Raw genomic sequence first — 21,785 nt, 5'->3', positions numbered from 1 at the left:
TAAAATATGCTTAAAATAGAGAACTTATATACAAGTTATAATCATATAGAAGTCTTGCATGGTATAAATATAGAAATAGAAAAAGGAGAAAAGATAGCACTTCTGGGAGCAAACGGTGCAGGTAAAACAACAACCCTTTCAAGTATAGTCGGGATAACGAAAGAAAAAAAAGGCAAGATCACATTCAACAAAGAAGACATTACGCACATAAACACATACGAAGCCGTTAAAAAAGGTATTGTGCTGATTCCGGAGGCAAGACATATTTTTATAAAACTAACAGTAGAAGAAAATATTTATATAGGCGGTTTTCTTATATCAAAAGATCGTAAAAAGTTAAATGAAGCTGTAGAAGAGATATACAGGTTTTTTCCTCTATTGAAAGAAAGAAGAAAACAAATGGCAGTAACATTGAGCGGCGGTGAACAGCAGATGCTTGCAATTGCAAGAGGTTTGATGGGTAAACCAAAATTGATGCTCCTTGATGAACCTTCCCTTGGACTTTCACCAATTATGGTTACAAAAATCTTCAAAACTATTGACGAGATCAACCATCTTGGTGTTTCAATTCTACTCGTTGAACAGAATGCAAATATAGCACTTGATTTTACACATAGGACGTATGTGCTTGAACTCGGTAATATTACTTTAGCAGGAGAATCAAGACATTTAAAAGAAGACAAAAGGATAAAGATAGCTTATCTTGGTATGTGAACAATTTTAACATTCGGAGGTCAAATGGCAAAAAGACTTACAAGAAAAAAACTTAAGCAAAAAGATGAGTTCTTAACAGTTGCAGAAAGAATTATAGCTGCCGGGACAGGACACAAAACATTTCTTATAATAATAGCGATAAGCCTTATATTTATAGGCATATTTTCGTCTATAGGGTTTTACTATTACAAGGATTATACAAAAAGAGGTAGTATTGCCTATTCTCATGGTTTACATCTGTACGATGTTGCAACACAAACGAAAAATAAAAATGATATAAACAATGCATTAAATGCTTTTGAGGCCTTTAGAAATAATTTTAATTTTTTAAATACATCAAAAATCGCATTGTTTTATATAGGAAATTGTGAGTATCTTCTCAACAACTATGACAAGGCAATTAGTGATTATCAGGAGTTTATTTCTACGTGGGGTAGCAATAATAGATACCTGATCTCTATTGCAAAGAACGGAATTATTCAGTCTTATATGGCACAGCATGATTGCAAAGACGCGATGCCCATTATACAGGAATTGATCAATCAGGAAGATAATCCTTTAGTGGAGCTTACTTATTTGCATGCAACCGATTGCTTGCTGCAATTGAATCAGCCGGATAAAGCCGTAACACTATTACAACAAGGTATAAAAAAATATAGTATAAATAGTGCTGCATATCAGCAGCTTACGGCTCTAATGACTTATGCAGAATCTGAAATAAACAAGGATAAAAAATAAGTTGTATGCTCACTACATTAATGACTTTAACTGCCATATTAATCACAAAGCAGCCAACCCATAATATGGCGTTTTTCTACAGGATAGTTCCTACAAATACACTTGTTTTTCATTTAAACTTTATGAAAAGTAAAGAAGAGCCCTGTAGCCCCGTTGTAGAAGATAATATCCTATATCAGGGCTTATATAACGGTTTGATCCTTTCGCAGGACATTGAAAACAAAAAATTACTATGGGAATACCATACTTATGGCTCACCTACGTCCATAAGTATCTATAACAATATATTAATAGCTACTACACTAAACGGAATGATCTATACTTTAAACAAATCTAATGGTCATTTAATCTGGTCTTACAATACGCAAAAAGAAATCATTTCAAGAGCTGTTATATACAATAATACGTTATTTGTTCAAACAACTATGGATAATCTATACGCGTTCGACGCATCTACAGGTACACTTAACTGGCAGTATGCTATAAAAAACCTTACAGGTAATCTGACTGTGTATGCTACACCATCTCCTTATGTTTCAGATGGTATGGTTTATACAGGTTTTTCGGATGGTGAAGCGGTTGCATTGAATGCAAATACCGGCGCAGTGGTATGGGATAAAAAACCGCCAACGACTAAAGGGTTTCAGGATATTATAACAGCACCATCAGGCAATAGCAAAGTAGTTGTATTTGGCAGTTACGATAATGGTTTGTTCTGTCTTAATAGGAAAAATGGATACCTGGTATGGGAGCGAAATGATCTTAAAAGACCGATCGGTTTATATACAACTCCAGACAGCCTTTATCTGATAAGAGTAAACGGAGAAATTTATAGGCTTGATATGAGGACAGGTGATACGATATGGAAAACTTTAATTAGCAAGAATGCAGACCTGTTTGGCCCTGTTTTGTATGACAACCTAATTGCAATAGGCGTAGGGAATAGCTTAAAAAGAGGTGTGATGCTGCTTAATAAAGATGATGGTAAAATAATAGATCTATTCCCAATAGTTTCAGGATTGTCGGCACCTCCGGATGTGACGGAGGATGGCATTTATGCTACCTCAAATGGTGGATTTTTATATAAATTCAAATAACAATGGGTTTTAATTGATCCAAAAACCTAAATAGTTTTGCAGTGCGGGTTTTAAACTTGTCCGGAAGATTATTGTTCTAATGCCATCAAAACAAAACCACCCCTCCTGAATACAGGGACATAATGATGCATTATGTACTCATCAAGTTTATTCGGAACATATTTAATCCCAAGCTCTTTGGATGTCGTTTCAAATGTGTTTGGAGCCCAATCATAAGTAATAATAAATCTTACCGGAATATTCTTGAGATGCTTGATTGTATCTTCCAAAACAGCATTGGGTGTTCCCTTGCTGTTACCAACCTTTATCAGGACATCATATTTTGACGGACTTTCGAGATCTAGTAATGTATAAAGAATAGGTGAATATGGATAAACAAGTACCATCCGCTCGTTACCCATGATCCGTTTAGCGTGCATGGAAAAACTCTCCAAATCCATTGCGTTCTGCTTATTGTATGTCCAGAGTTCTATGCCGTTAACATTAAACCAATTAGCGTTATTTTGTATATAGTTTATGCGTGAATAAAATTTAAAACCTATACCCACAAGTGCGGCAAATGCGACAATACTTATAAGCCTATTTATCCCGTTATACAGTACTATCCACAGTTTCGTTCTTAGATAATCAAGTAAAACTTTAAAAAGCCATATCAAAAACACCATTGTCATTGCAGAGTTTATAAACACGAGATACAACGGTGCAAATATAATTCTCTGCCATGTATTTAGAAATAATACACCTGTTCCAATAAATAAAACGGTCTGGGCTGGTGTTTTGTGTTTCTTAAAGACAAGCAAGATTATACCCGTTATACCAATAATACTAAAAACTGATACGATTATTATCGATTGTTCATGCCATACGGGTAACATAGACTTAAAAAGCATAAGCATGGAAAACGATACCAACCCTTTGTAGATACGTGCAGCAACAAGTTCATCTTGTATAAAAGATATGAAGGCATGCTTATACGCAAGATAGATAAATGGAATAAGAATTATAACCGATAAGCTTAAAACAAAAAAACCTATAGATTTTATTCTATCACTATTCTTTCTTGTCCACATAACAAAAACAATGGCAATGAATGCATAAAAACCCGCAGACTGCAAAAATAGCGTTGTTAAGCCTACAAATATGCCTGTAAACAATAACAGGATATTGTTATAATTATCAAGATAATAAAGAAAAAATAATAATGATGTAAACAGAAGAAGCATGCCATTTGTATAATGGTAATAACCAAATACTTCAGGAAAGCCGTAAAGTACAAACAACAAAGGTGGAATAACTGAGAACCATTTATCTATGATTTTACTGGAGAGATGGAACAATAAAAGGCTTATAATCGTATCAATTATCAGTACCAATTCACGTGTAACACCAAAGCTGTAGCCGAATATTTTATATATGAATGCAAGAAAGTAGTAATTACCTGGTAAAAGTATTGCACCAATATCCTTGTATAAAACCATGTGATGCAAGATATCATTAGCTCTATAAAGGAAAGCACCTTCATCCTCAGTTGGAGACGGCAAATAGTATTTATAAAATGAAAGATAAAAATATGTTAGAACCCCGATAAATAGATATGGGAAAACCAACCTGAAGTATTTAATAAGTCTCTGTTGATTTATTTTTTTATTTGAGGAAAGGGTCATTCTGTTTTACATTTTTATGCAGTAAACTCATTTATTTTTGAATAGATCCGTCTGATTTGATAGAGGGTATTTTATTCCAAGATGCCTATACGAAAGCTCGGTTGCAATCCTTCCTCTAGATGTCCTTGATAACATGCCGCACTGAATCAGATAAGGTTCGTATACCTCTTCAATCGTATCACTCTCTTCTCCAACAGCTACCGCAATGGTATCAAGTCCGACAGGGCCTCCATTAAATTTTTCAATGATCGCAGAGAGAATCCTTAAATCCATTCTGTCAAGTCCAAGCTCATCTATACCGAGCATTTCTAGTGATTTTTTTGCTATATCAATATCTATAATACCATTACCCTGAACCTGCGCATAGTCCCTTATCCTTCTTACGAGCCTTATAGCAACCCTTGGCGTAGCCCTTGCCCGCTTTGCAATCTCAAAGCTTCCTTCTTCTGTAATCTCTATACCTATGATTGCGGCGGAACGCCTCACGATCTGCTTTAGCTCCTGAGTGGAATAAAATTCAAGACCAGCAGAAAATCCAAACCTATCTCTAAGCGGCGAAGGAATAAGACCGGATCGTGTTGTCGCACCAACAAGTGTAAATTTGGGGATATCAAGCCTGATAGCCCTTGCTGAAGGGCCCTGTCCTATGATTATATCAAGTTTAAAATCTTCCATCGCTGGGTAAAGCACCTCACCTACGGATGTATTTATTCTGTGAATCTCATCAATGAAAAGCACGTCTTTCTCATTAAGGTTTGTAAGTATTGCCGCTATATCCCCTGTTTTCTCAAGAATGGGACCTGATGTTGTTTTTATTCCGACGCCAAGCTCTGATGAAACGATATATGCAAGTGTAGTTTTACCGAGTCCCGGTGGTCCATAAAATAGAACATGATCGAGTGCCTCTCCCCTCTCTTTCGCTGCCTGAATAAAAACCTTTAGGTTCTGTATGACTTTGTCCTGACCGATATATTCGGAAAACTTGTTAGGTCTGATCTTCTGCTCGTAAACCTCATCCTCTATTTTTTTTCTTGGATCAAATTGTTCGTTCATTTTTTAATGTTATCTTTACAGTTTCATTTACTGAGTTCTTTTAATGACAGTTTTATTATTCCCTCGATCTTGCTGTTTAGATGTTCCTTTAAAACCGACTGTACCGCTATTTGTGCCTGCTGGTACTTGTAACCTAAATTAACAAGTGCTGATACCGCATCGGAAAACATAGTTTGTGTATCTAAAGTTTGAGCTGTATGTTGAAGATTGCCGATCTTTTCTCTTATCTCTACAACGATCTTCTCTGCACCCTTTTTCCCAAGCCCCGGGACTGAGGACAGCCTTGCTATATCCTTTGATACGATAGCATTTATAAGCTCCTCTGCTTGAATACCTGACAAAATATTCCTTGCTATTTTGGGACCTATGCCTGATACGGAGATTAAGAGTTTGAAAAGCTCTTTTTCCCTTAACGTTGAGAATCCATATAAAAATATATCATCATCCCTTACCTGGGTATAAATATGAACCGTAACTTGCCCGCCTTCATCTGGCATGTCTTTGTACGTAGTAGCGGTTACAAACAATTCAAAACCTATTCCGTTTACATCTACCACGATTGAATCGATTCTTTTCTCTGACAATATGCCTTTAATGTGAAATAACATTGGGTATAAATCTGTTTTTTAGTTGAATAGAATTTATGTGGCATATAGCAACGGCCATTGCATCGGATGCATCAAGCACAAAGCTCCCGTTAAGACCGAGGAGCCTCTTCACCATAAACTGAACCTGATCCTTTGTCGCATTCCCATATCCGGTGAGTGCCTTTTTTATCATCATTGGCTGGTACTCATATAACGGGATACTTTTATTAAGTGAGGCGAGCATGGCAGCAGTAGCAGATTGGACGATAATAAACGCACTCCTCTGATTCTTTGAGAAGAAAGCCGTTTCTATAGCTACAGCTCCCGGATGATACAGTTCTATAAGCCTGCCAATCTCCCAATAAATGGACTTCAGGCTTTGTTGAAGGGAATCAACATTCTTTAAATTAATTACCCCTGATGAGGTGTAGCCATAACCGTTATTAATCTGCTCAATAACAGCCCATCCCATGATATTGGAACCTGGGTCAATACCCAGTATTATCATTGACTTACGGCCTCCATCTCTTTTTCAGAGATATCAAAATTAGCATAAACCTTTTGAACATCGTCATGATCCTCGAGCGTTTCCATAAGCTTTAGCATCTGTTCTGCCTCCCTCCCCTTTAAAGTAATGTACGTCTGCGGAACAAGTGAAACTTCTGCAAAGTTATATTTAATACCTGCCTTATCAAGAACATCTTTTACTGTATCAAAAGCAGACGGTAAAACAAGCACTTCAAAAATCTTCCCGTCTTCATCGTGGCTTACATCCTCGATATCAAACTCCATGAGCATCTCAAGCAATTTATCCTCTGTTGTTATATCATCAGGTATAAGAAACTGCCCTTTTTGTTTGAACATCCAGCTGACGCAGCCTGCCTCTCCAAGATTACCTCCATGCCGTGAGAAGATATGCCTGATCTCCGCTGCTGAGCGGTTCTTATTATCCGTCATTACCTGAACTAACATGGCAACTCCACCCGGTCCATAACCCTCATACATGATTTCTTCATATACCTCTCCCTCAAGTTCCCCGGTACCCTTTTTGATAGCGTTATCAATATTTTGCCTGGGCATATTTTCCTGTTTTGCCAATGTTACTGCTGATCTAAGTCTTGAATTTGTATCTATATTCCCGCCCCCGATCCTTGAAGCAGTAATAATCTCCCTTATAAGTTTGGTAAAGATTTTACCTCTTCTTGCATCTTCTTTGCCTTTTTTGTGCTTTATCGTTGCCCATTTAGAATGTCCTGACATTATAAATACCTCCTTTATTTTAATACTTAAATGCTATCTTACCAAGATCAAATGCTCATGTTTTCTGTAAAAACAAAATGATTCTTTTTGCAATACCTTCAGGGTATAAATCATAAAGTTCTTTCAGTTTATTCTGATCTCCATGAGGAACAAAGATATCCGGCAGACTGATCGTATAAATACGATTATACTTTAATGCTCTTGCTGCAAGAAACTCTGTTACCGCACTGCCAAATCCACCTATACCCGTATTGTTTTCAACTGTAAAGATAACTTCAAACTTCTGTGCAAGCTCTGTAAGAAGCTGCTCATCGATTGGTTTTACAAATCTTGCGTTTACAACACTGGCACTTATTCCATGTGAAACGAGTATTTCCCTCGCTCTGAGGGATGGATAAACCATATCCCCGATTGCAACGATTGCGACATCATTCCCTTTTTCAACAATTTCACCCTTGCCTACCGGTATAGTTCTAAAGCCATTGGTAATGGGAACTCCAATACCCTTGCCTCTTGGGTATCTTATTGCGCATGGCTTACCAAGATTTACAGATGTATAAAGCATATGTCTTAATTCTTCTTCATCCTTTGGCGCCATTATAACCATGTTAGGTATAAGCCTTAGATAGGAAAGATCAAAAATACCATGATGGGTTGGGCCGTCCTGACCTACAATACCGGCTCTATCCAATGCCATTGTAACACCAAGATTCTGCAGGCATACATCATGGATAATCTGATCAAAAGCCCTTTGAAGAAAGGTAGAATAAATAGCTGCAACAGGCTTTAATCCCTCTACCGCAAGACCTGCAGCAAATGTAATACCATGCTGCTCTGCAATACCAATATCATAAAATCTATCTGGAAATATATTTTTAAACTGCTCAAGTCCTGTACCATCAGGCATCGCAGCAGTTATTGCGACTATCTTATCATCCTGTCCTGCAAGTTTTATCAAAGAATCACCAAATACCTTTGTGTACGACGGTATCTTGTTGCCATTTGAGTTAACCCTGCCGCTTAATTTATCAAAAGAACCAACCCCATGCCAGAAAACGGGATCCTTTTCCGCGGGCTCATACCCTTTGCCTTTCTGTGTTTTTATATGAACAAGTACGGCACCATCCCAGTTTTTGACATTTTCGAATGTTTCTACAAGTTCTTTAATGTTATGGCCTTTTATGGGTCCTATGTACTGGAAACCAAGCCCTTCAAAAAGTATACCGGGAGTTACAAGGCTTTTGAATGAAGCTTCTGTACGCTTTGCGACAGAATAAAGAGAAACACTGAACCTTCCCGGAAGAGAACGGATAAAATCTTTTATACGTTTTCTTAAATGAGCGAACCTCGAACTCGTCATTTTCCTGCTTAGAAAATTGGAGATAGCTCCAACATTCGGCGAGATGCTCATACCATTATCATTAACGACAACAATCAAATCACTTCTTAAATGGCCGCTGTGATCAAGCCCTTCAAAAGCGATGCCGGCTGTCAATGAACCATCACCTATTACGGCAACAACTTTTGAATCTTTGTCTTTCTTTATCTTTAATGCTTCTTTTATACCAAGAGCTGCCGATATGGAGGTGCTTGAATGTCCTGCACCAAACACATCGTATTCACTTTCGTCCCGTTTAAGAAAACCGCTTATCCCATTAAATAATCTAAGCGTTTTAAACTGCTCTCTTCTACCTGTGATTAGTTTATGAGCATAAGCCTGATGCCCAACATCCCATATAATCTTGTCATTCGGCGTATCAAAAACATAGTGAAGGGCTATTACAAGTTCTACTGCTCCAAGACTTGCTGAAAGATGACCGCCATTAACAGAAACGGTATCTATAATCTCTGTCCTTATTTCATCAGCAAGCAACACAAGCTCATCAAGCTTGAGTTTCTTGAGATCCGATGGATTATTTATTTTCTCCAATATCATAGGTTAAAACTCTCTTTTACCCAATCGCATATACCTATAAGATATTTGTTATTCTCTTTTTGCTTTACAAGGCTTTTTGCCTTATCTATATATTCATAAAACAAATCCTTTGCAGTATCAAGTCCCACAACATTTACTATAGATGGCTCACCATTATTCTCTGATTTATCATGATCGTCAATATCGTCACCTATCTGAAAAGCCATACCGAGCGATTCACCATAGTCTCTAAGCTCATGAATTTTTGACTTTCTCTTAAAAAATACGGCAGGTGCAATGGCTGAGAATCTTATAAGTGCTGCGGTTTTGTTTCTATGAATAAAATCTATATCATCCATGCCGATTTTCTTGTTTTTAGCTTCTATATCAACAACCTGCCCTCCGACAAGCCCGGCTGTACCTATGTGATGCGCCAATTCAACCAAAAGGTTTTTTATGTCTCCGCTTTTTTTGAAAATTGCAATATTTCCGAGTGCTTCAAACGCATAAGTAAGAAGAGCATCGCCTGCAAGTATTGCTATGGGCTCATTAAACATTTTATGAACCGTTGGTTTTCCTCTCCTGAGGCTTGAATCATCCATCGCAGGCAGATCATCATGTATTAGTGAATAGGTGTGTATGATCTCTATGATACCAGCTATTGCGTAAATCGTTCTGTCTATTCTTATATTTAGATAGTCAGCGGATGCAATTGCTATCAATGGTCTTAATCTCTTACCCCCGTTAAATACAGCATATCTCATTGCTTTGTGAATAGTTGAGGGGGGTATTTGTCCTGAAGGGAGAAGTAAATCTAAGGTACTTTCAATACCTTTTCTATGATATTTAAAATACTCATCGAGATTCAAGATTTACACTACTTTTCTGCTCTTTTTTATTTTTTGTTTCTGAACCTTCTCCTCAGCCTTATAATAAAGAATCCTCTGACAATGAGGACATCTAATGAGTCTGTTATTCATCATGATCTCATTATACAACTGGGGAGGGATATTCATGTAGCAACCCTGGCACACACCATTCGAGACATTCACTATCGCAATTTTTCTCTGTTTTTTTATCTGTTCATACATACTCAGCAGATTTTGTTCTATACCTTTTGACATGCTATTACGATGAGATTCAAGTTCATTTAATTTTTGCGTTAAAAAAGAAATCCTGCCTTCGCTTTTTTCTTTAACCTGTTTTAACCTGTTGTTTATTATCTCAAGATTTTTAATCTCTTTCTCTTTATTTTTATTTACCTGTTCAATCTCTTCCATCAGCTTCATTATAGTATTCTCCATATTACTGATGTCTTTCTTAGCACTATTAATTTCTCTCATAAATGCTTGATACTCTCTGCCTGTTGACGCATCTTTTAACCTCATATCCCATCTTTTTATCATCTCATTTGTTTGCTGAACCTCTGATTCTTTTGACTTCCTTTCACTTTCAAGTTGTTCAAAACTTTTACCCAACGCATCTATAAGTTCTTGCACCTCTTTGCTTTCCTCAAAATCCTTTCTTAAACTCTCTTCCAACTCAATTTTTTCTTGCAATAACGTGTCTTGCTGGAGATCAATTTCCTGCAGTTGCTTCAATACCTCAATATCCAAATTTTGCTGCCTCCTTTCTTTTATAAAATGGGCCCACCTGGACTCGAACCAGGGACCAACCGGTTATGAGCCGGTAGCTCTACCAGCTGAGCTATGGGCCCTCATTCTTCTACAAATGTCCTTAAATCCTTACTCCTGCTTGGATGCCTTAACTTTCTTAAAGCTTTTGCCTCTATCTGCCTTATCCTTTCTCTTGTAACTTCAAAATCTTTACCCACTTCTTCTAGGGTATGATCTGATTTTTCTCCAATACCAAATCTCAGTCTTAAAACCTTTTCCTCTCTTGGAGTAAGTCCTGAGAGAATGCTCCTTGTGTATACCTGCAGGTTATCGTTTATAACAACTTCATGCGGACCCGCAAATGATTTATCTTCTATAAAATCTATTAAATGGCTATCCTCTTCTTCCCCTATAGGAGTTTCAAGAGATATAGGCTCTTTAGCTATTTTTAACACCTTTCTTACTTTGTCAACAGGAAGTTCCATTTTTTCTGCAATCTCCTCAGGCGTGGGTTCCCTACCTATATCCTGAACAAGATATCTTGATGTCCTTATGAGCTTATTGATCGTTTCTATCATATGCACGGGTATTCTTATTGTCCTCGCCTGATCCGCTATTGCCCTTGTAATAGCCTGTCTTATCCACCATGTGGCATAAGTGCTGAATTTATATCCGCGCTGATATTCAAATTTATCTACAGCCTTCATTAACCCGATATTTCCTTCCTGTATAAGATCCGCAAGGTTAAGTCCTCTGTTTGTATATTTTTTCGCTATACTTACAACAAGCCTTAGATTTGCAAGGATTAATTTTTCTTTTGCCTTTTTTGTCTCATCCTCACCCAACAGAACTTCTCTGAGTGTATTTCTTAAGTCTTTATTATTAGACTGAGCCTCTGCTTCAATAATCTTTATCTGCGAAATAGAATTCTTGATTCGCCTCATTATTTCTTTGAATTTATCATAATCGAGTTTATATTTAGAAGCTAACTTCAATACCTCCGATGCAGATGACCTATTAAATTTCGGCAATAGGCCTATAAGTGTTATTAAAGGTATTTTTGATTCCTTTTCACATCTTCTCTGTTCAGCCTCTGCCGCATCAAGTCTATCCACAAGTAATCTAAGTTTAGCCGTAATCTGGGAGATAAATTTTTCATTCGGTGCAAGTTCTACCAACAGTGATGCCACTTTTTGATTGAGTTTCTCAAGCTGTTCTTTTGAGTTATTAACATCCCTGCCTCTTTTTATAGAATCCCTGCAGATATTTCTTTCATCTTCATAATCATGCATCTTTTTAATTATTGCAATGGTTTTCTGGATCGTTGCTGCCTCTTCTTCGGGCGTAAAATCTTCTTCAACCTCCCTTATTATATCTTTAACTTTAATAGTTTCTACTATCAGCCGATCCCCTGTCTCCTGTATCTCTCTTATCGTTATGGGCAAAGAAAGAAGCGCGTTAAATACCTTATTTCTCCCATCTTCTATGGTTTTTGCAATACCAACTTCCCACTCTCTATTTAAAAGAGGCATACTCCCCATTTCTTTAAGGTATAATTTTATGGGATCGTTAAACCTTTCATAAGGAACATTTTCTTCGCTCTCTTCTTCATGCGGATGATAATCCTGAACCTTGATAGATTGATTTGCATCTACAACTTCAATATCAAGTTTACCAAACATGTTCATTACTTCATCTATCTGATCAGGCGATACGATATCAGAAGGCAGCAGGTTGTTTACCTCATCAAAGGTCAAATAACCCTTTTCTTTACCAAGATTGATCAGCCTCTCAACGCTATCGTTAAGTTCCCTGTTTTTTATCTTGTGAGTCAGCTTATCTTTCTTATTAACCCTTTTTGATTTTTCTGCAGAAGTAATGCGGGTTTTTCTAAGTTTTTTACTTTTTAATTTTTGAGCTGAATTGCTTTTATTGATGCTGCTTGATCTCTTTGTAGAATGAATTTTTTTTGTTCTACTCATAAAAATTGCCTTTGAATAACTGCCAACTCCTTTTTTTTCTTTAATAACTCATTTAAGATATCACTATTGCCATTTAAAGTAGCCTTACCGATTTCTATGGAAAGCTGTTTTTGCTCATCAACGTAAAATGTTTTAATAATCTTTTTTAAAGATTTTTCAAGCAATTCTTCAATATCAGACTCCTTTAGCTCTTTTAGCATTGCCACCGAGACCACCGAGTTTACTTTTTCTTCTTTTTGACTGTGAAAGAACTCAGTCTTTATATCTCTTACACCGTTTTCATATAAAGTATTTATATGACTTATTGAACTGGCTACATAGGGATCTGTTAACATCTTAACTATACCGTCATTAAACAGTTTATGTACTATTCCAGGATGTTCAACCACTATTGCCAGAAGCGTAAGCTCGGCATCTTTAATATAATCACTACTCCGTCCTGATGGAAGACCTTTCCTTGTGTTATTTATAGTATCTTTTTTAAAAGACTTCTTTATAGTTGTACCCAATATGCCCGATAATTCTTCAAGCTTTTTAATATAAAGCTCCTGCTTTATTGGATAGGTTTTTATCTTCTGTATTATTGAAACGATTTCATCCAGAACTTTTAGTCTGTTAGCCGTATTTTTCCCCGATTGTTCAAGCCTTTTTTTAACATAAAATTCAAATAACGACCCGGCATTATTTACAAGATTATCCATACTGTCTTTACCATATTTCTGTAAATAGGTATCAGGATCATAACCTTCTGGCAACCTTACTATCCTCCCTTCAATAGGTGAATCAATAATTATGTCAAGCGCTCTGATGCTTGCCTTTTCACCCGCCTCATCACCGTCAAAGATAAACACACCGTCTCTTACAAGTTTTGATACAGTATTTATGTGAAACGTGCTTACAGCAGTTCCTGCTGTGGCAACCGTATTTTTAAATCCATACTGGTGCATAACGATTGCATCTAAAAATCCTTCTACAAATATAATAAAACCCTTTTTTGAAGCCTCTGCCCTTGCAACATCAATTCCATACAGCGTCATACCTTTTTTGTAAATAGTAGAATCAGGAGAATTAAGGTATTTGGGCTCTTCATTATAAAAAGTCCTCCCGCTAAATGCTATTATGTGTCCCCTTACATCGTTTATAGGGAACATTATTCTACCTCTGAACCTATCATAATAGCCATCCGTTTTTTGCTTTTTTATTATAAGTCCGATATCAAAAGCAGAATTTAAAGACACATTCCGTGCCTTTAAAAAGGATAAAAGTACATCCCAGCTTTTTGATGCATAACCGATATTATAATCGTTTATTGTCTGCATACTAAGTTTTCTCTCGGTTTTAAGATACTCTAAAGCCTTTTTACCCTCAGAATCAGACAACAGCAATTCTCTAAAATAATCTGCAGACATTTTATTTATTTCGTAATAGCCCGGTACATCCTTATTCTTGTTAATGTTTACGAGAGAAACACCCGAAATTCCCGCAAGGTATATTAAAACTTCATTAAAATCTGCACCTTTAATCTTCATAAGAAAGGTGAAGACATCTCCCCCTGCACCACAACCAAAGCAATGGAAAACCCCTTTTTCTTCATTTACTGTAAATGACGGGGTTTTTTCATTATGAAAAGGGCACAACCCTACAAAGTGTGCCCCCTTTTTTTTAAGACTTACATACTGCCCTATTACATCTACTATGCTTACACGGCTTTTTATTTCTTCTATTTGATCCCCTGCAATACGGTTCATTATACAACATTACATAGTGGATAATCTTCTTAATTTCTTATACACGCGTTTTTTAGAGGCAAGTTCTTTCCTCTTTCTTTCTTCACTCGGCTTCTCATAGTATTCTCGTTTTCTGAGTTCTGCCTGTATACCTGCTTTTTCAACAAGCTTTTTAAACCTTCTGTAAGCCTGTTCAAAGTTTTCGCCGTCTTTTAATATAATACTTGTCATTAAGGAACGTCCCTCCTTTCTTTTCGGAACACTAAAGTATACTCTAACAATTATAACACGTCAAGTCAATGATAAAACTTATTTTTCTTTCTTACGCTGATGAAAAGTATAAGCCAAGCCGACATTAAAATGATAACGGGTAATGCATCACCAGGATTGAAACCATTAGACTGTTCACACATGCACCCATTAGAAGAAGTTCCTGCAGAAGGTGTTGTAAATGATAGAGTTTGTGCAGCGTTTGGTGATGGATAAACAGCAATATTTCCAACCGGATCAATTGAGATAACCTGATACGCATAATTGGTATTTGCACTAAGGTTGGAAAAATTAACAATATGGGATTCTGTCATAGTTGTTGTACCTGTAGAAATAGCTGAACCGGGGTTTGATGCATTCCAGTATTTAACATAGCTTGTACTGAGTTCATCTGTTGACCAGCTTATCTGGGCAGAAGATGGACCTGTTGCTATCCCTGTTACGCTGGATACCGCAGGTGGCGTTGTATTTACTGCAGTCGGTGTAATTGATTCGACAAGCTGAAGTGCATTTAATTTACCAAACCCCCAGTTGTTATTTGGAACCGTACCTGTAGTTGAATCCTGCGATGCGGTTGTTTCAAGTAATGCCATTGTTTCTGTTATATCCAATGCATCATTTCTATCAAACAGCAATGCTATTGCGCCGGTAACGTGAGGTGAAGCCATGCTCGTTCCTCTTAATACAACATGCGATCCATCGGGTGTAATCAGACTTGGATCAAATGATGCCTGTGTAGACAGTGCCGATACTATAACCTCACCAGGTGCTGTAAGATTTGGTTTCTGCCCCGTAACTGATGGAGCGGGTGTAGGTCCTATACTTGAAAAAAATGATAAATCACCTATTGGCATGGTATCAGTAAATCCATAGCGGCATGGTGCAGTTGGGCATGAACTTCCGGCTGTTTGATTTGATAACCAATATTGTTTTGTAACAAAAGAACCAACGGCAATAGCATACCTTGCCGTTGCAGGAAAGGAGACGGTATCGGATGTATCTCCCTGCGTTACAGTATATCCTGCTATTGAAGGTATGGTTGTTTGTGTATCAAAAGCACTGTTGTCCGTTGCAAGCCATCCATTGAACGCCTGAGCTTTAGTATCGTTATTTTGAATAAAGATTGCATATCTATAAATGTATAAGGATTGCGTAAGGTCTATTCCTGTATTACAATTATTTGTAATACTAAGTACAACCTCGTTCTCATTTGTTCCACCAGAGCCTGTATTTGTAGCATCTATACTTGAGCACCCATAATCGCTTCCATTGCTAATATTAATTAATGTATCGGACAATGATTGTTTAGGTAAAACAAATGATGTCTCCGTAAGAATATTTCCAGATAGATCAATCACACCGAGTGCGAAAGAAAGATCAGGGCTTGGAGTAGTATACCATAGATCTATAACTGAGCTGCCGGGATTTGCACTGTTTGTTACCACCGAAAAATATGATGCGTACGATGCACTCGCAGGCATTGTAAATCCAAGGTGCACCGGGTTACCCCCGTCGTTGCCTGCTGCAACAGCAACAGCCCTGGCAGGCGCCTGTTGTACAAGTGAGTCTAAAGCCTGTTCAAAGCTGGTTGAATCATCATGAGGTCCGATCTGTGCACCAAGACTCAAGTTTACAACAGCGGGTACATGATACTGCGATGCAAGGGAAAATACATAATTAATCCCATCAAGTACATGCGCTTCATTTAAATCTGTTTTTACAATAACGAGCATTGCATCAGGCGCCATGCCTGTGTAAACTGGGTTACTGCTTGCTATAATGCCGGCAACATGTGTTCCATGACCAACTGTATCCTGCTCATTACATAGACCCTGATTAATTTCATAACCTGTATATTCACTGCCGTACGAATATCCCTGCGGTGCGGGATATTTCGGGTTTACAGACGTTTGATCCCATAATGCTATCACTTTTGTACTGCCGTCGGGGTAGTGCAGATCCGCGTGTGTCAGATCAAGCCCTGTATCAACAATGCCTACAATTACATCCCTGCCTGTATACGGTCGCGGCAGTCCGGTACCGGCATGCACGATGTTGCCATACACAGCAGGCACACTCTTATCAAGCAAAAGATGCAATTGCTTTGAAAGGCTTATTTTTGTAATATCATGTCTTGATACAAGCTCTGGAACCATTGATAAAGGTATTGTTGCCGTTATGATACCATCAATAGATGTACCTGTCATACCGCCATTATTTTCTATAAATCTTTTTACATCACCGGGGACTGATGCCCTTATCAATACATTGACCATTGTCTGGCCTGACGCTGAGATAGTAATGGACTTCCCTGCAAACATAGAGCTTGAAAGTAGGGAGAATGAAGGATTAGCATTGGCATTATTAACTGCATTGTAAACGCCCATAAGGAATGGGTCTACCTTGCTCCATGCATACAGTGGTGTGGCTGTTGAAAATATGGATAGAACAAATATCATCACTTCTATATTCAATAAACGTAGAAAGGCGTTTTTCCTTCTAGTGTTATGAAACAGATTCTTCGCTATACTCAGAATGACAAAAATAGAAGTTGTCATTCTGAACGAAGTGAAGCATCTATTAGTGTTAATGTTACAACAATAGTTTATTTTTCTCATTGTTCAAACCTCGGCATGTTCAGATTCCCTTTAATAGATACATTGTAGTAACCGGTTACATCTCTTTTAAGCATAAAAATAGGCACCGCATTCTTTATATTTTTTTCTGTACCGGGGGTTGGATTAAATTTTAGCTGTATATTAAGCATGCTGTCAACTAATGGATATCCAAGTATTATGCTTCCATTAAGCTGTGAGTTTATATCATTACTCGTTTGAGACGCGTCCTCTATATGTACCTCTCCATTTTTTATGAAAAGCGGTATTTTTATTTCACCAAAACTTATCTTCGGGATCGTTAATATCCCCATTATAGTTGACGGTTCAAGATTAACATCTCTCATGCTTAAAAAGACATTACCATTATCAGCCTGTATGTTATTAAGTGAACCCGTTATATCCAATTTCGCATTTACCGTACCGTTCATATTTAATCCATACATATCTTTTAATACAGAATAATCCCCGATAGATATGTTTTTGATCACACCGTTAAGATAAAACTTATCCTTTTTAAGTCCAAACCCCATATTGACATCCCCATTATAAAGACTTGCATTTGTATTTAAAGAGATCCAGCCCTTAAATATGGATATTATGCTGGGTTTTAAAATAATCTGTTTTGCATTAAATATATGATTTGCTTTCTTTCCTTTGGTAACTATTAAAGTAACATCCTCCAGTTTTAATCCTATCGGGAATGCACCTTTTGCATTTTTGACACTTACTTCCATAGTTGTGCTGTTACCCAGGCTATTGGTTAACTTTGCTACAAGTTCATTGTAAGGAAAAAGAAACCATAAGAACAGGATATAAAATATTATAACAAAGAAGCTGTATCCGGCAAACTTTAAAAGTATCCATTTGCGGTCTATAATACCATTCCATATTGATTTAAAAAAAGAAGTGATCATGAGCTTAATTAATTAAACTTTGCCCGATATAACAATCTGCATACCAACATCCAGCAACGATTTGTTTTCATAGGATGTTCTAATATCAAGTTTTTTTACTCTTAATGGATATTTGCCTCCTATTTCTATACTGTATAAAAGGTTTGTAAGCTGATAAAGGGTTATTTTTTTCAGCCGTATATCAATATAAGAATAGCTGTTATCGGCGGAAGTTCTTGGTTGAACGGAGTCATAAGAAACACCAACCGTATTGGCAATACCCTCAAGATAAGTCATTATAGAAAAATCAGCCGGTAATCCCTCATTCCCGCGCAGAACAGCCTTATATCTTAAGTGCTCATCGTATAGCCGTTCCATCTGCACAAGTTCCGATTTGTAATCTTTTATTTCTTTTTTCATCCTCTCACTATTTTTATATAACGGCGTTATCAAAAGCACATCAAGCATAACAACGATAAATACCACAATCGCCAATATCGCAAGTCCTTTCTCTCTTGTATTGAGATTTGAAAATGACTTTTTAAGAGCAGAAAGTATATTCAGATTTTTAAATATTTTTATATTCATTTGAGTATTATTTTTAATTGGAAATCAAAACCATTTTGATCCGCGGATTTCCTCGTATCCACAACCTCTACATCTTTTATGGTGCTGAAGCCCTTTATTCCGGCAACAATCTTATCAACCGCATCTATACTGTTAACCTTTCCTCTTAATGTTATTTGTTCTGGATCCACCGATAAATCCCGAACATCAACCTTGACATTTTTGGGTATACCATTACTGATCTCCCTTAATAATTCTATCATAGGAATAGCCGATGTAGCATTTTCTGCTTTTTTAGCTTCTTTTGAAACAAGACTCTTCATTGCTCCAATTGGATCACCCATTGATAATTGATCAGGGAAAGCATCGGTAAAGATCCGGTTTAGTTTGTTATATAAAAGATTTCTCTGGTGTTTCAGGCTTATATAGCTGTAGGATATACTGGTAATTAATATGGCTATTAAAACCGCAGCTATTGAGATAGTGGTAATCATTCTGCCCCTTATTTGCTCAATCGCCCGCTTAAATTGAAATGTATGCTGTCTTAAATTTATAATGTTACGTGGTTTCTTCATTATATTCCTGGCGGCATAAGCAAAGGCAAGCGTATATTTAGATTCAATTGATATGTTTTCTCCAATTATTGCGCTCGCGATATCGTTTAATGGTAAGGAATACGCCGGTACACCAAGATGTTTTCCAAACGTAAGTTCCTTGTCTGCAAATCTCCCTGCAAATATGGCTGTTTGAACTGTTATATTAAAATGTTTTTCAGCCATATTTACCGCATGCTCAATAGCTTTAACAAGGTTTAATAGCTTTGCATCATTTATCGGCTCATTGTCATTAGACATATCCAGCATGGATGCGCCAATTTTTATATCTCTTGTAACAAATACACCCAGTTCATTTATAAAAGATAAAGATGTGTGCATCTGCCCAACATCTATAACAACAAAAGGTTCTTGTACTTTAATATAGGTTGTCAGGTTTGAATAGGCACAATGATTTACATCAATCACATTTGGATCGATACCGGCATGGAATAATGTTTCAAGAAACTGTTTAAGTAAACCGCTGTTTGCTGAAAATGTAATCGCACTTGCCCCATCACTATTCTTATTAAGAATCGTATAATCCATTATCGATTCTTCAAGACTGAATGGACTTACATTTTCAAGCTCAGGACCTATGGCTTGTTTTATTAACTTATCTTCCTTAAACGGGATATTAACAATATGGGTAGAAATATTGTAAGATGGTATGCCAACAATGATTTCATAAGTTTTAAGCCCTTCAATATTAAAGAAATCTTTAATACTGTTTATGTTTTCTTCAGACATTAAGTTGTTTGGCTGAGGCAGAATCAACTCCTTAGCCATAACAAGTTCAACATTCCTTAATGTTGTTTTTAAACCAACTGCCTTAACAGAATACGCACCTATGTCTATACCTAAGATATTACTCATACCTTCATTCTTTAAATACCCCTACAGCCCTATATCTCTTATATCTATTTTCCACAAGTTCATTTACAGGCATAGAGCTAAGTTCCTTGGTATGCTTAATCAATGCATCCTTGATTGTCTGTGCCATTTGTTTATAATCAGTATGTGCCCCGCCAGGAGGCTCTTTAAGTATCTCATCTATAATGCCTGCTTTTTTTAACTCATCCGATGTTAATTTTAATGTTTCTGCAGCTTGCGAAGTCCTTGCTTTATCTTTCCAGAGTATTGCAGCACAACCTTCAGGAGAGATTACAGAATATATAGCATACTCAAGCATTAACAATCTGTCAACAAGTCCAATGGCGAGTGCGCCGCCGCTACTTCCTTCCCCTATAATACAACCAACCGTTGGAACTCTGATCCCTGACATTGTTAATATAGAAGAAGATATGGCATCTGCCTGTCCCCTTTCTTCCGCACCTATACCCGGATAAGCGCCTGGGGTATCGATAATCGTGATGATAGGTATTTGAAATTTTTCTGCAAGCTTCATTATCCGAATTGCCTTTCTATAACCTTCCGGATGCGGCATACCAAAGTTTCTATACATCCGCTCTTTTGATCCCCTGCCCTTTTGTTCACCTATCAAAACCACCCTCATACCAGCAATGGTCCCTATGCCTGTTACCATAGCTGTATCATCCCTGAACAGCCTGTCGCCGTGTAACTCAACAAACTCATCGAATATCAGATAAATATAATCCCATGTGTACGGCCTTTCCTGATGTCTTGACAGCTGAACAATCTTCCATGCGTCAAGATTGTTAAAAATGTCCTCACGCAATTTCTTTAACTTTTTTTCAAGTTTCTCTATCTCGTCAGAAAGCTCTATGCCTTCTGCTGAAGACAACTGTTTGAATTCTTCTATCTTTTTCTCTAACTCATGAATTGGTTTCTCAAAATCAAGAGGTTGATGGATCATATTCCATAATTAATAACACTCTGATTTACGTACGTCAACTCCTTAGCCCGAAAATGCAATGGGAATGTCAGCCTGTCAAGGACAAACCCCTATCTCCCACCTTTTGGAGTATGCGTTTATCCTTTTCCGCAATTCAGCATCGAATTTTGTATAAAACCCAGCTGCATTTTTTAGAAGAATCACCTTATATGACACAGTATAACGAGTTTTTTCACTAACTACACAAACTTTCTTATTCCCGAATGCATCTTTCGGTTATTGGTTTATTGTAGCATGTTGCTCTTTATTTACACTATCTACCCATTTTTGTATAGCTTTTGTATAAACAAGTACAGAAGAAGTAGCTATCGCTGTCCCGAGTGTCGGTTGTTTTTTGAGCAGATACTTTAAAAGGAAGCTTATTGACCCAACATCCGTATAAACCCTGTAAAAACCAATTGTCCTTGTTCCGTTATCTATTGAGATCAGATGCCATGAACCGGTTACGTCCTTAAGATTTCCGCTTATACGTGTCCATGTAACACTATTAGGAGGGTTAAGGACCTGTTTTAATGTATAGTCTGCACGCTCTGAAATTATGGAAAACTTAAATTCTATTTTGTAACTTACAGTCCATGTATTGCCATTCTTCTGTAAAATCTTTACGTCTGTAGT

General features: G+C 37.1%; 20 protein-coding genes and 1 tRNA gene. 3 read left to right on the top strand and 18 right to left on the bottom strand.

What is annotated here, in order from left to right; genetic code table 11:
- Window positions 1–6 precede the first annotated feature (6 nt).
- The 3 genes from M1381_02370 (at window position 7) to M1381_02360 (ending at window position 2,549) form a co-directional block, all read left to right on the top strand.
- Window positions 7–714, top strand: a complete 708-nt coding sequence (locus M1381_02370; GenBank protein ID MCL4477934.1) for an ABC transporter ATP-binding protein — start codon at window positions 7–9, stop codon at window positions 712–714.
- Window positions 715–738: 24 nt separating this feature from the next.
- Entirely contained in the window at window positions 739–1,452 is a 714-nt protein-coding gene (locus M1381_02365; protein MCL4477933.1) for a tetratricopeptide repeat protein, read from the top strand.
- A gap of 65 nt (window positions 1,453–1,517) precedes the next feature.
- Entirely contained in the window at window positions 1,518–2,549 is a 1,032-nt protein-coding gene (locus tag M1381_02360) for a PQQ-binding-like beta-propeller repeat protein (GenBank protein ID MCL4477932.1), read from the top strand.
- Window positions 2,550–2,617: 68 nt separating this feature from the next.
- Here the strand turns inward: M1381_02360 and M1381_02355 are convergent, their stop codons facing one another.
- The 18 genes from M1381_02355 to M1381_02270 all read right to left on the bottom strand — a co-directional run.
- The gene (locus M1381_02355; GenBank protein MCL4477931.1) at window positions 2,618–4,027 is read right to left on the bottom strand and encodes a glycosyltransferase family 39 protein; all 1,410 of its coding nucleotides are present in this window, start codon (window positions 4,025–4,027) and stop codon (window positions 2,618–2,620) included.
- Window positions 4,028–4,240: 213 nt separating this feature from the next.
- The gene (gene ruvB / locus M1381_02350; protein ID MCL4477930.1) at window positions 4,241–5,266 is read right to left on the bottom strand and encodes a Holliday junction branch migration DNA helicase RuvB; all 1,026 of its coding nucleotides are present in this window, start codon (window positions 5,264–5,266) and stop codon (window positions 4,241–4,243) included.
- A gap of 23 nt (window positions 5,267–5,289) precedes the next feature.
- Window positions 5,290–5,874, bottom strand: a complete 585-nt coding sequence (ruvA, locus tag M1381_02345) for a Holliday junction branch migration protein RuvA (protein ID MCL4477929.1) — start codon at window positions 5,872–5,874, stop codon at window positions 5,290–5,292.
- Window positions 5,858–6,361, bottom strand: coding sequence for a crossover junction endodeoxyribonuclease RuvC (gene ruvC / locus M1381_02340; protein ID MCL4477928.1), 504 nt, complete (start codon window positions 6,359–6,361; stop codon window positions 5,858–5,860). The genes ruvA and ruvC overlap by 17 nt, the downstream gene beginning before the upstream one ends.
- Window positions 6,358–7,113 carry a YebC/PmpR family DNA-binding transcriptional regulator gene (locus M1381_02335; GenBank protein ID MCL4477927.1) on the bottom strand — a complete coding sequence of 252 codons (756 nt, stop codon included), beginning with the start codon at window positions 7,111–7,113 and terminating at the stop codon, window positions 6,358–6,360. Before M1381_02335 ends, ruvC begins: the two co-directional genes overlap by 4 nt.
- Window positions 7,114–7,168: 55 nt before the next feature.
- Window positions 7,169–9,049 (bottom strand): 1-deoxy-D-xylulose-5-phosphate synthase, encoded by a 1,881-nt coding sequence (gene dxs / locus M1381_02330; protein ID MCL4477926.1) that lies wholly within the window; start codon window positions 9,047–9,049, stop codon window positions 7,169–7,171.
- The gene (locus tag M1381_02325) at window positions 9,046–9,792 is read right to left on the bottom strand and encodes a polyprenyl synthetase family protein (protein MCL4477925.1); all 747 of its coding nucleotides are present in this window, start codon (window positions 9,790–9,792) and stop codon (window positions 9,046–9,048) included. Before M1381_02325 ends, dxs begins: the two co-directional genes overlap by 4 nt.
- 108 nt (window positions 9,793–9,900) lie before the next feature.
- Window positions 9,901–10,644 (bottom strand): C4-type zinc ribbon domain-containing protein, encoded by a 744-nt coding sequence (locus tag M1381_02320; protein ID MCL4477924.1) that lies wholly within the window; start codon window positions 10,642–10,644, stop codon window positions 9,901–9,903.
- 28 nt (window positions 10,645–10,672) lie between these two features.
- A tRNA-Ile gene (locus M1381_02315) sits at window positions 10,673–10,745 on the bottom strand.
- Window positions 10,746–12,626, bottom strand: a complete 1,881-nt coding sequence (gene rpoD, locus M1381_02310; protein MCL4477923.1) for an RNA polymerase sigma factor RpoD — start codon at window positions 12,624–12,626, stop codon at window positions 10,746–10,748.
- Window positions 12,623–14,374: a DNA primase gene (gene dnaG, locus M1381_02305; GenBank protein ID MCL4477922.1), complete on the bottom strand. Its 1,752-nt coding sequence runs from the start codon at window positions 14,372–14,374 to the stop codon at window positions 12,623–12,625. Before dnaG ends, rpoD begins: the two co-directional genes overlap by 4 nt.
- Window positions 14,375–14,383: 9 nt before the next feature.
- Window positions 14,384–14,584, bottom strand: a complete 201-nt coding sequence (rpsU, locus tag M1381_02300) for a 30S ribosomal protein S21 (protein ID MCL4477921.1) — start codon at window positions 14,582–14,584, stop codon at window positions 14,384–14,386.
- A gap of 65 nt (window positions 14,585–14,649) precedes the next feature.
- Window positions 14,650–17,082: a S8 family serine peptidase gene (locus M1381_02295; GenBank protein ID MCL4477920.1), complete on the bottom strand. Its 2,433-nt coding sequence runs from the start codon at window positions 17,080–17,082 to the stop codon at window positions 14,650–14,652.
- 155 nt (window positions 17,083–17,237) lie between these two features.
- Entirely contained in the window at window positions 17,238–18,155 is a 918-nt protein-coding gene (gene gspN / locus M1381_02290; protein ID MCL4477919.1) for a type II secretion system protein GspN, read from the bottom strand.
- Between the two features lie 12 nt (window positions 18,156–18,167).
- A complete protein-coding gene (locus tag M1381_02285) occupies window positions 18,168–18,722 on the bottom strand; it encodes a type II secretion system protein M (protein ID MCL4477918.1) in 555 nt (184 codons plus the stop codon).
- Window positions 18,719–20,170, bottom strand: coding sequence for a pilus assembly protein PilM (gene pilM, locus M1381_02280; protein MCL4477917.1), 1,452 nt, complete (start codon window positions 20,168–20,170; stop codon window positions 18,719–18,721). Before pilM ends, M1381_02285 begins: the two co-directional genes overlap by 4 nt.
- Window positions 20,171–20,174: 4 nt before the next feature.
- On the bottom strand, window positions 20,175–21,131 hold the full coding sequence (locus M1381_02275; GenBank protein MCL4477916.1) for an acetyl-CoA carboxylase carboxyltransferase subunit alpha: 957 nt from the start codon (window positions 21,129–21,131) through the stop codon (window positions 20,175–20,177).
- 255 nt (window positions 21,132–21,386) lie between these two features.
- A partial coding sequence (locus tag M1381_02270; GenBank protein MCL4477915.1) for an SRPBCC family protein occupies window positions 21,387–21,785 on the bottom strand: 399 nt, incomplete at its 5' end.

The sequence above is a fragment of the Deltaproteobacteria bacterium genome (assembly GCA_023382265.1).
Lineage (GTDB): Bacteria > JAMCPX01 > JAMCPX01 > JAMCPX01 > JAMCPX01 > JAMCPX01.
This window is presented reverse-complemented; position numbering and strand designations above follow the sequence as displayed.

Bases quoted from the DNA above. Each gene is read 5' to 3' on its own strand.
- M1381_02370 (MCL4477934.1), top strand. From the start codon at position 7: ATGCTTAAAATAGAGAACTTATATACAAGTTATAATCATATAGAAGTC.
- M1381_02365 (MCL4477933.1), top strand. From the start codon at position 739: ATGGCAAAAAGACTTACAAGAAAAAAACTTAAGCAAAAAGATGAGTTC.
- M1381_02360 (MCL4477932.1), top strand. From the start codon at position 1,518: ATGGCGTTTTTCTACAGGATAGTTCCTACAAATACACTTGTTTTTCAT.
- M1381_02355 (MCL4477931.1), bottom strand. From the start codon at position 4,027: ATGGTTTTATACAAGGATATTGGTGCAATACTTTTACCAGGTAATTAC.
- ruvB (MCL4477930.1), bottom strand. From the start codon at position 5,266: ATGAACGAACAATTTGATCCAAGAAAAAAAATAGAGGATGAGGTTTAC.
- ruvA (MCL4477929.1), bottom strand. From the start codon at position 5,874: ATGTTATTTCACATTAAAGGCATATTGTCAGAGAAAAGAATCGATTCA.
- ruvC (MCL4477928.1), bottom strand. From the start codon at position 6,361: ATGATAATACTGGGTATTGACCCAGGTTCCAATATCATGGGATGGGCT.
- M1381_02335 (MCL4477927.1), bottom strand. From the start codon at position 7,113: ATGTCAGGACATTCTAAATGGGCAACGATAAAGCACAAAAAAGGCAAA.
- dxs (MCL4477926.1), bottom strand. From the start codon at position 9,049: ATGATATTGGAGAAAATAAATAATCCATCGGATCTCAAGAAACTCAAG.
- M1381_02325 (MCL4477925.1), bottom strand. From the start codon at position 9,792: ATGAGATATGCTGTATTTAACGGGGGTAAGAGATTAAGACCATTGATA.
- rpoD (MCL4477923.1), bottom strand. From the start codon at position 12,626: ATGAGTAGAACAAAAAAAATTCATTCTACAAAGAGATCAAGCAGCATC.
- dnaG (MCL4477922.1), bottom strand. From the start codon at position 14,374: ATGAACCGTATTGCAGGGGATCAAATAGAAGAAATAAAAAGCCGTGTA.
- rpsU (MCL4477921.1), bottom strand. From the start codon at position 14,584: ATGACAAGTATTATATTAAAAGACGGCGAAAACTTTGAACAGGCTTAC.
- M1381_02295 (MCL4477920.1), bottom strand. From the start codon at position 17,082: ATGATATTTGTTCTATCCATATTTTCAACAGCCACACCACTGTATGCA.
- gspN (MCL4477919.1), bottom strand. From the start codon at position 18,155: ATGATCACTTCTTTTTTTAAATCAATATGGAATGGTATTATAGACCGC.
- M1381_02285 (MCL4477918.1), bottom strand. From the start codon at position 18,722: ATGAATATAAAAATATTTAAAAATCTGAATATACTTTCTGCTCTTAAA.
- pilM (MCL4477917.1), bottom strand. From the start codon at position 20,170: ATGAGTAATATCTTAGGTATAGACATAGGTGCGTATTCTGTTAAGGCA.
- M1381_02275 (MCL4477916.1), bottom strand. From the start codon at position 21,131: ATGATCCATCAACCTCTTGATTTTGAGAAACCAATTCATGAGTTAGAG.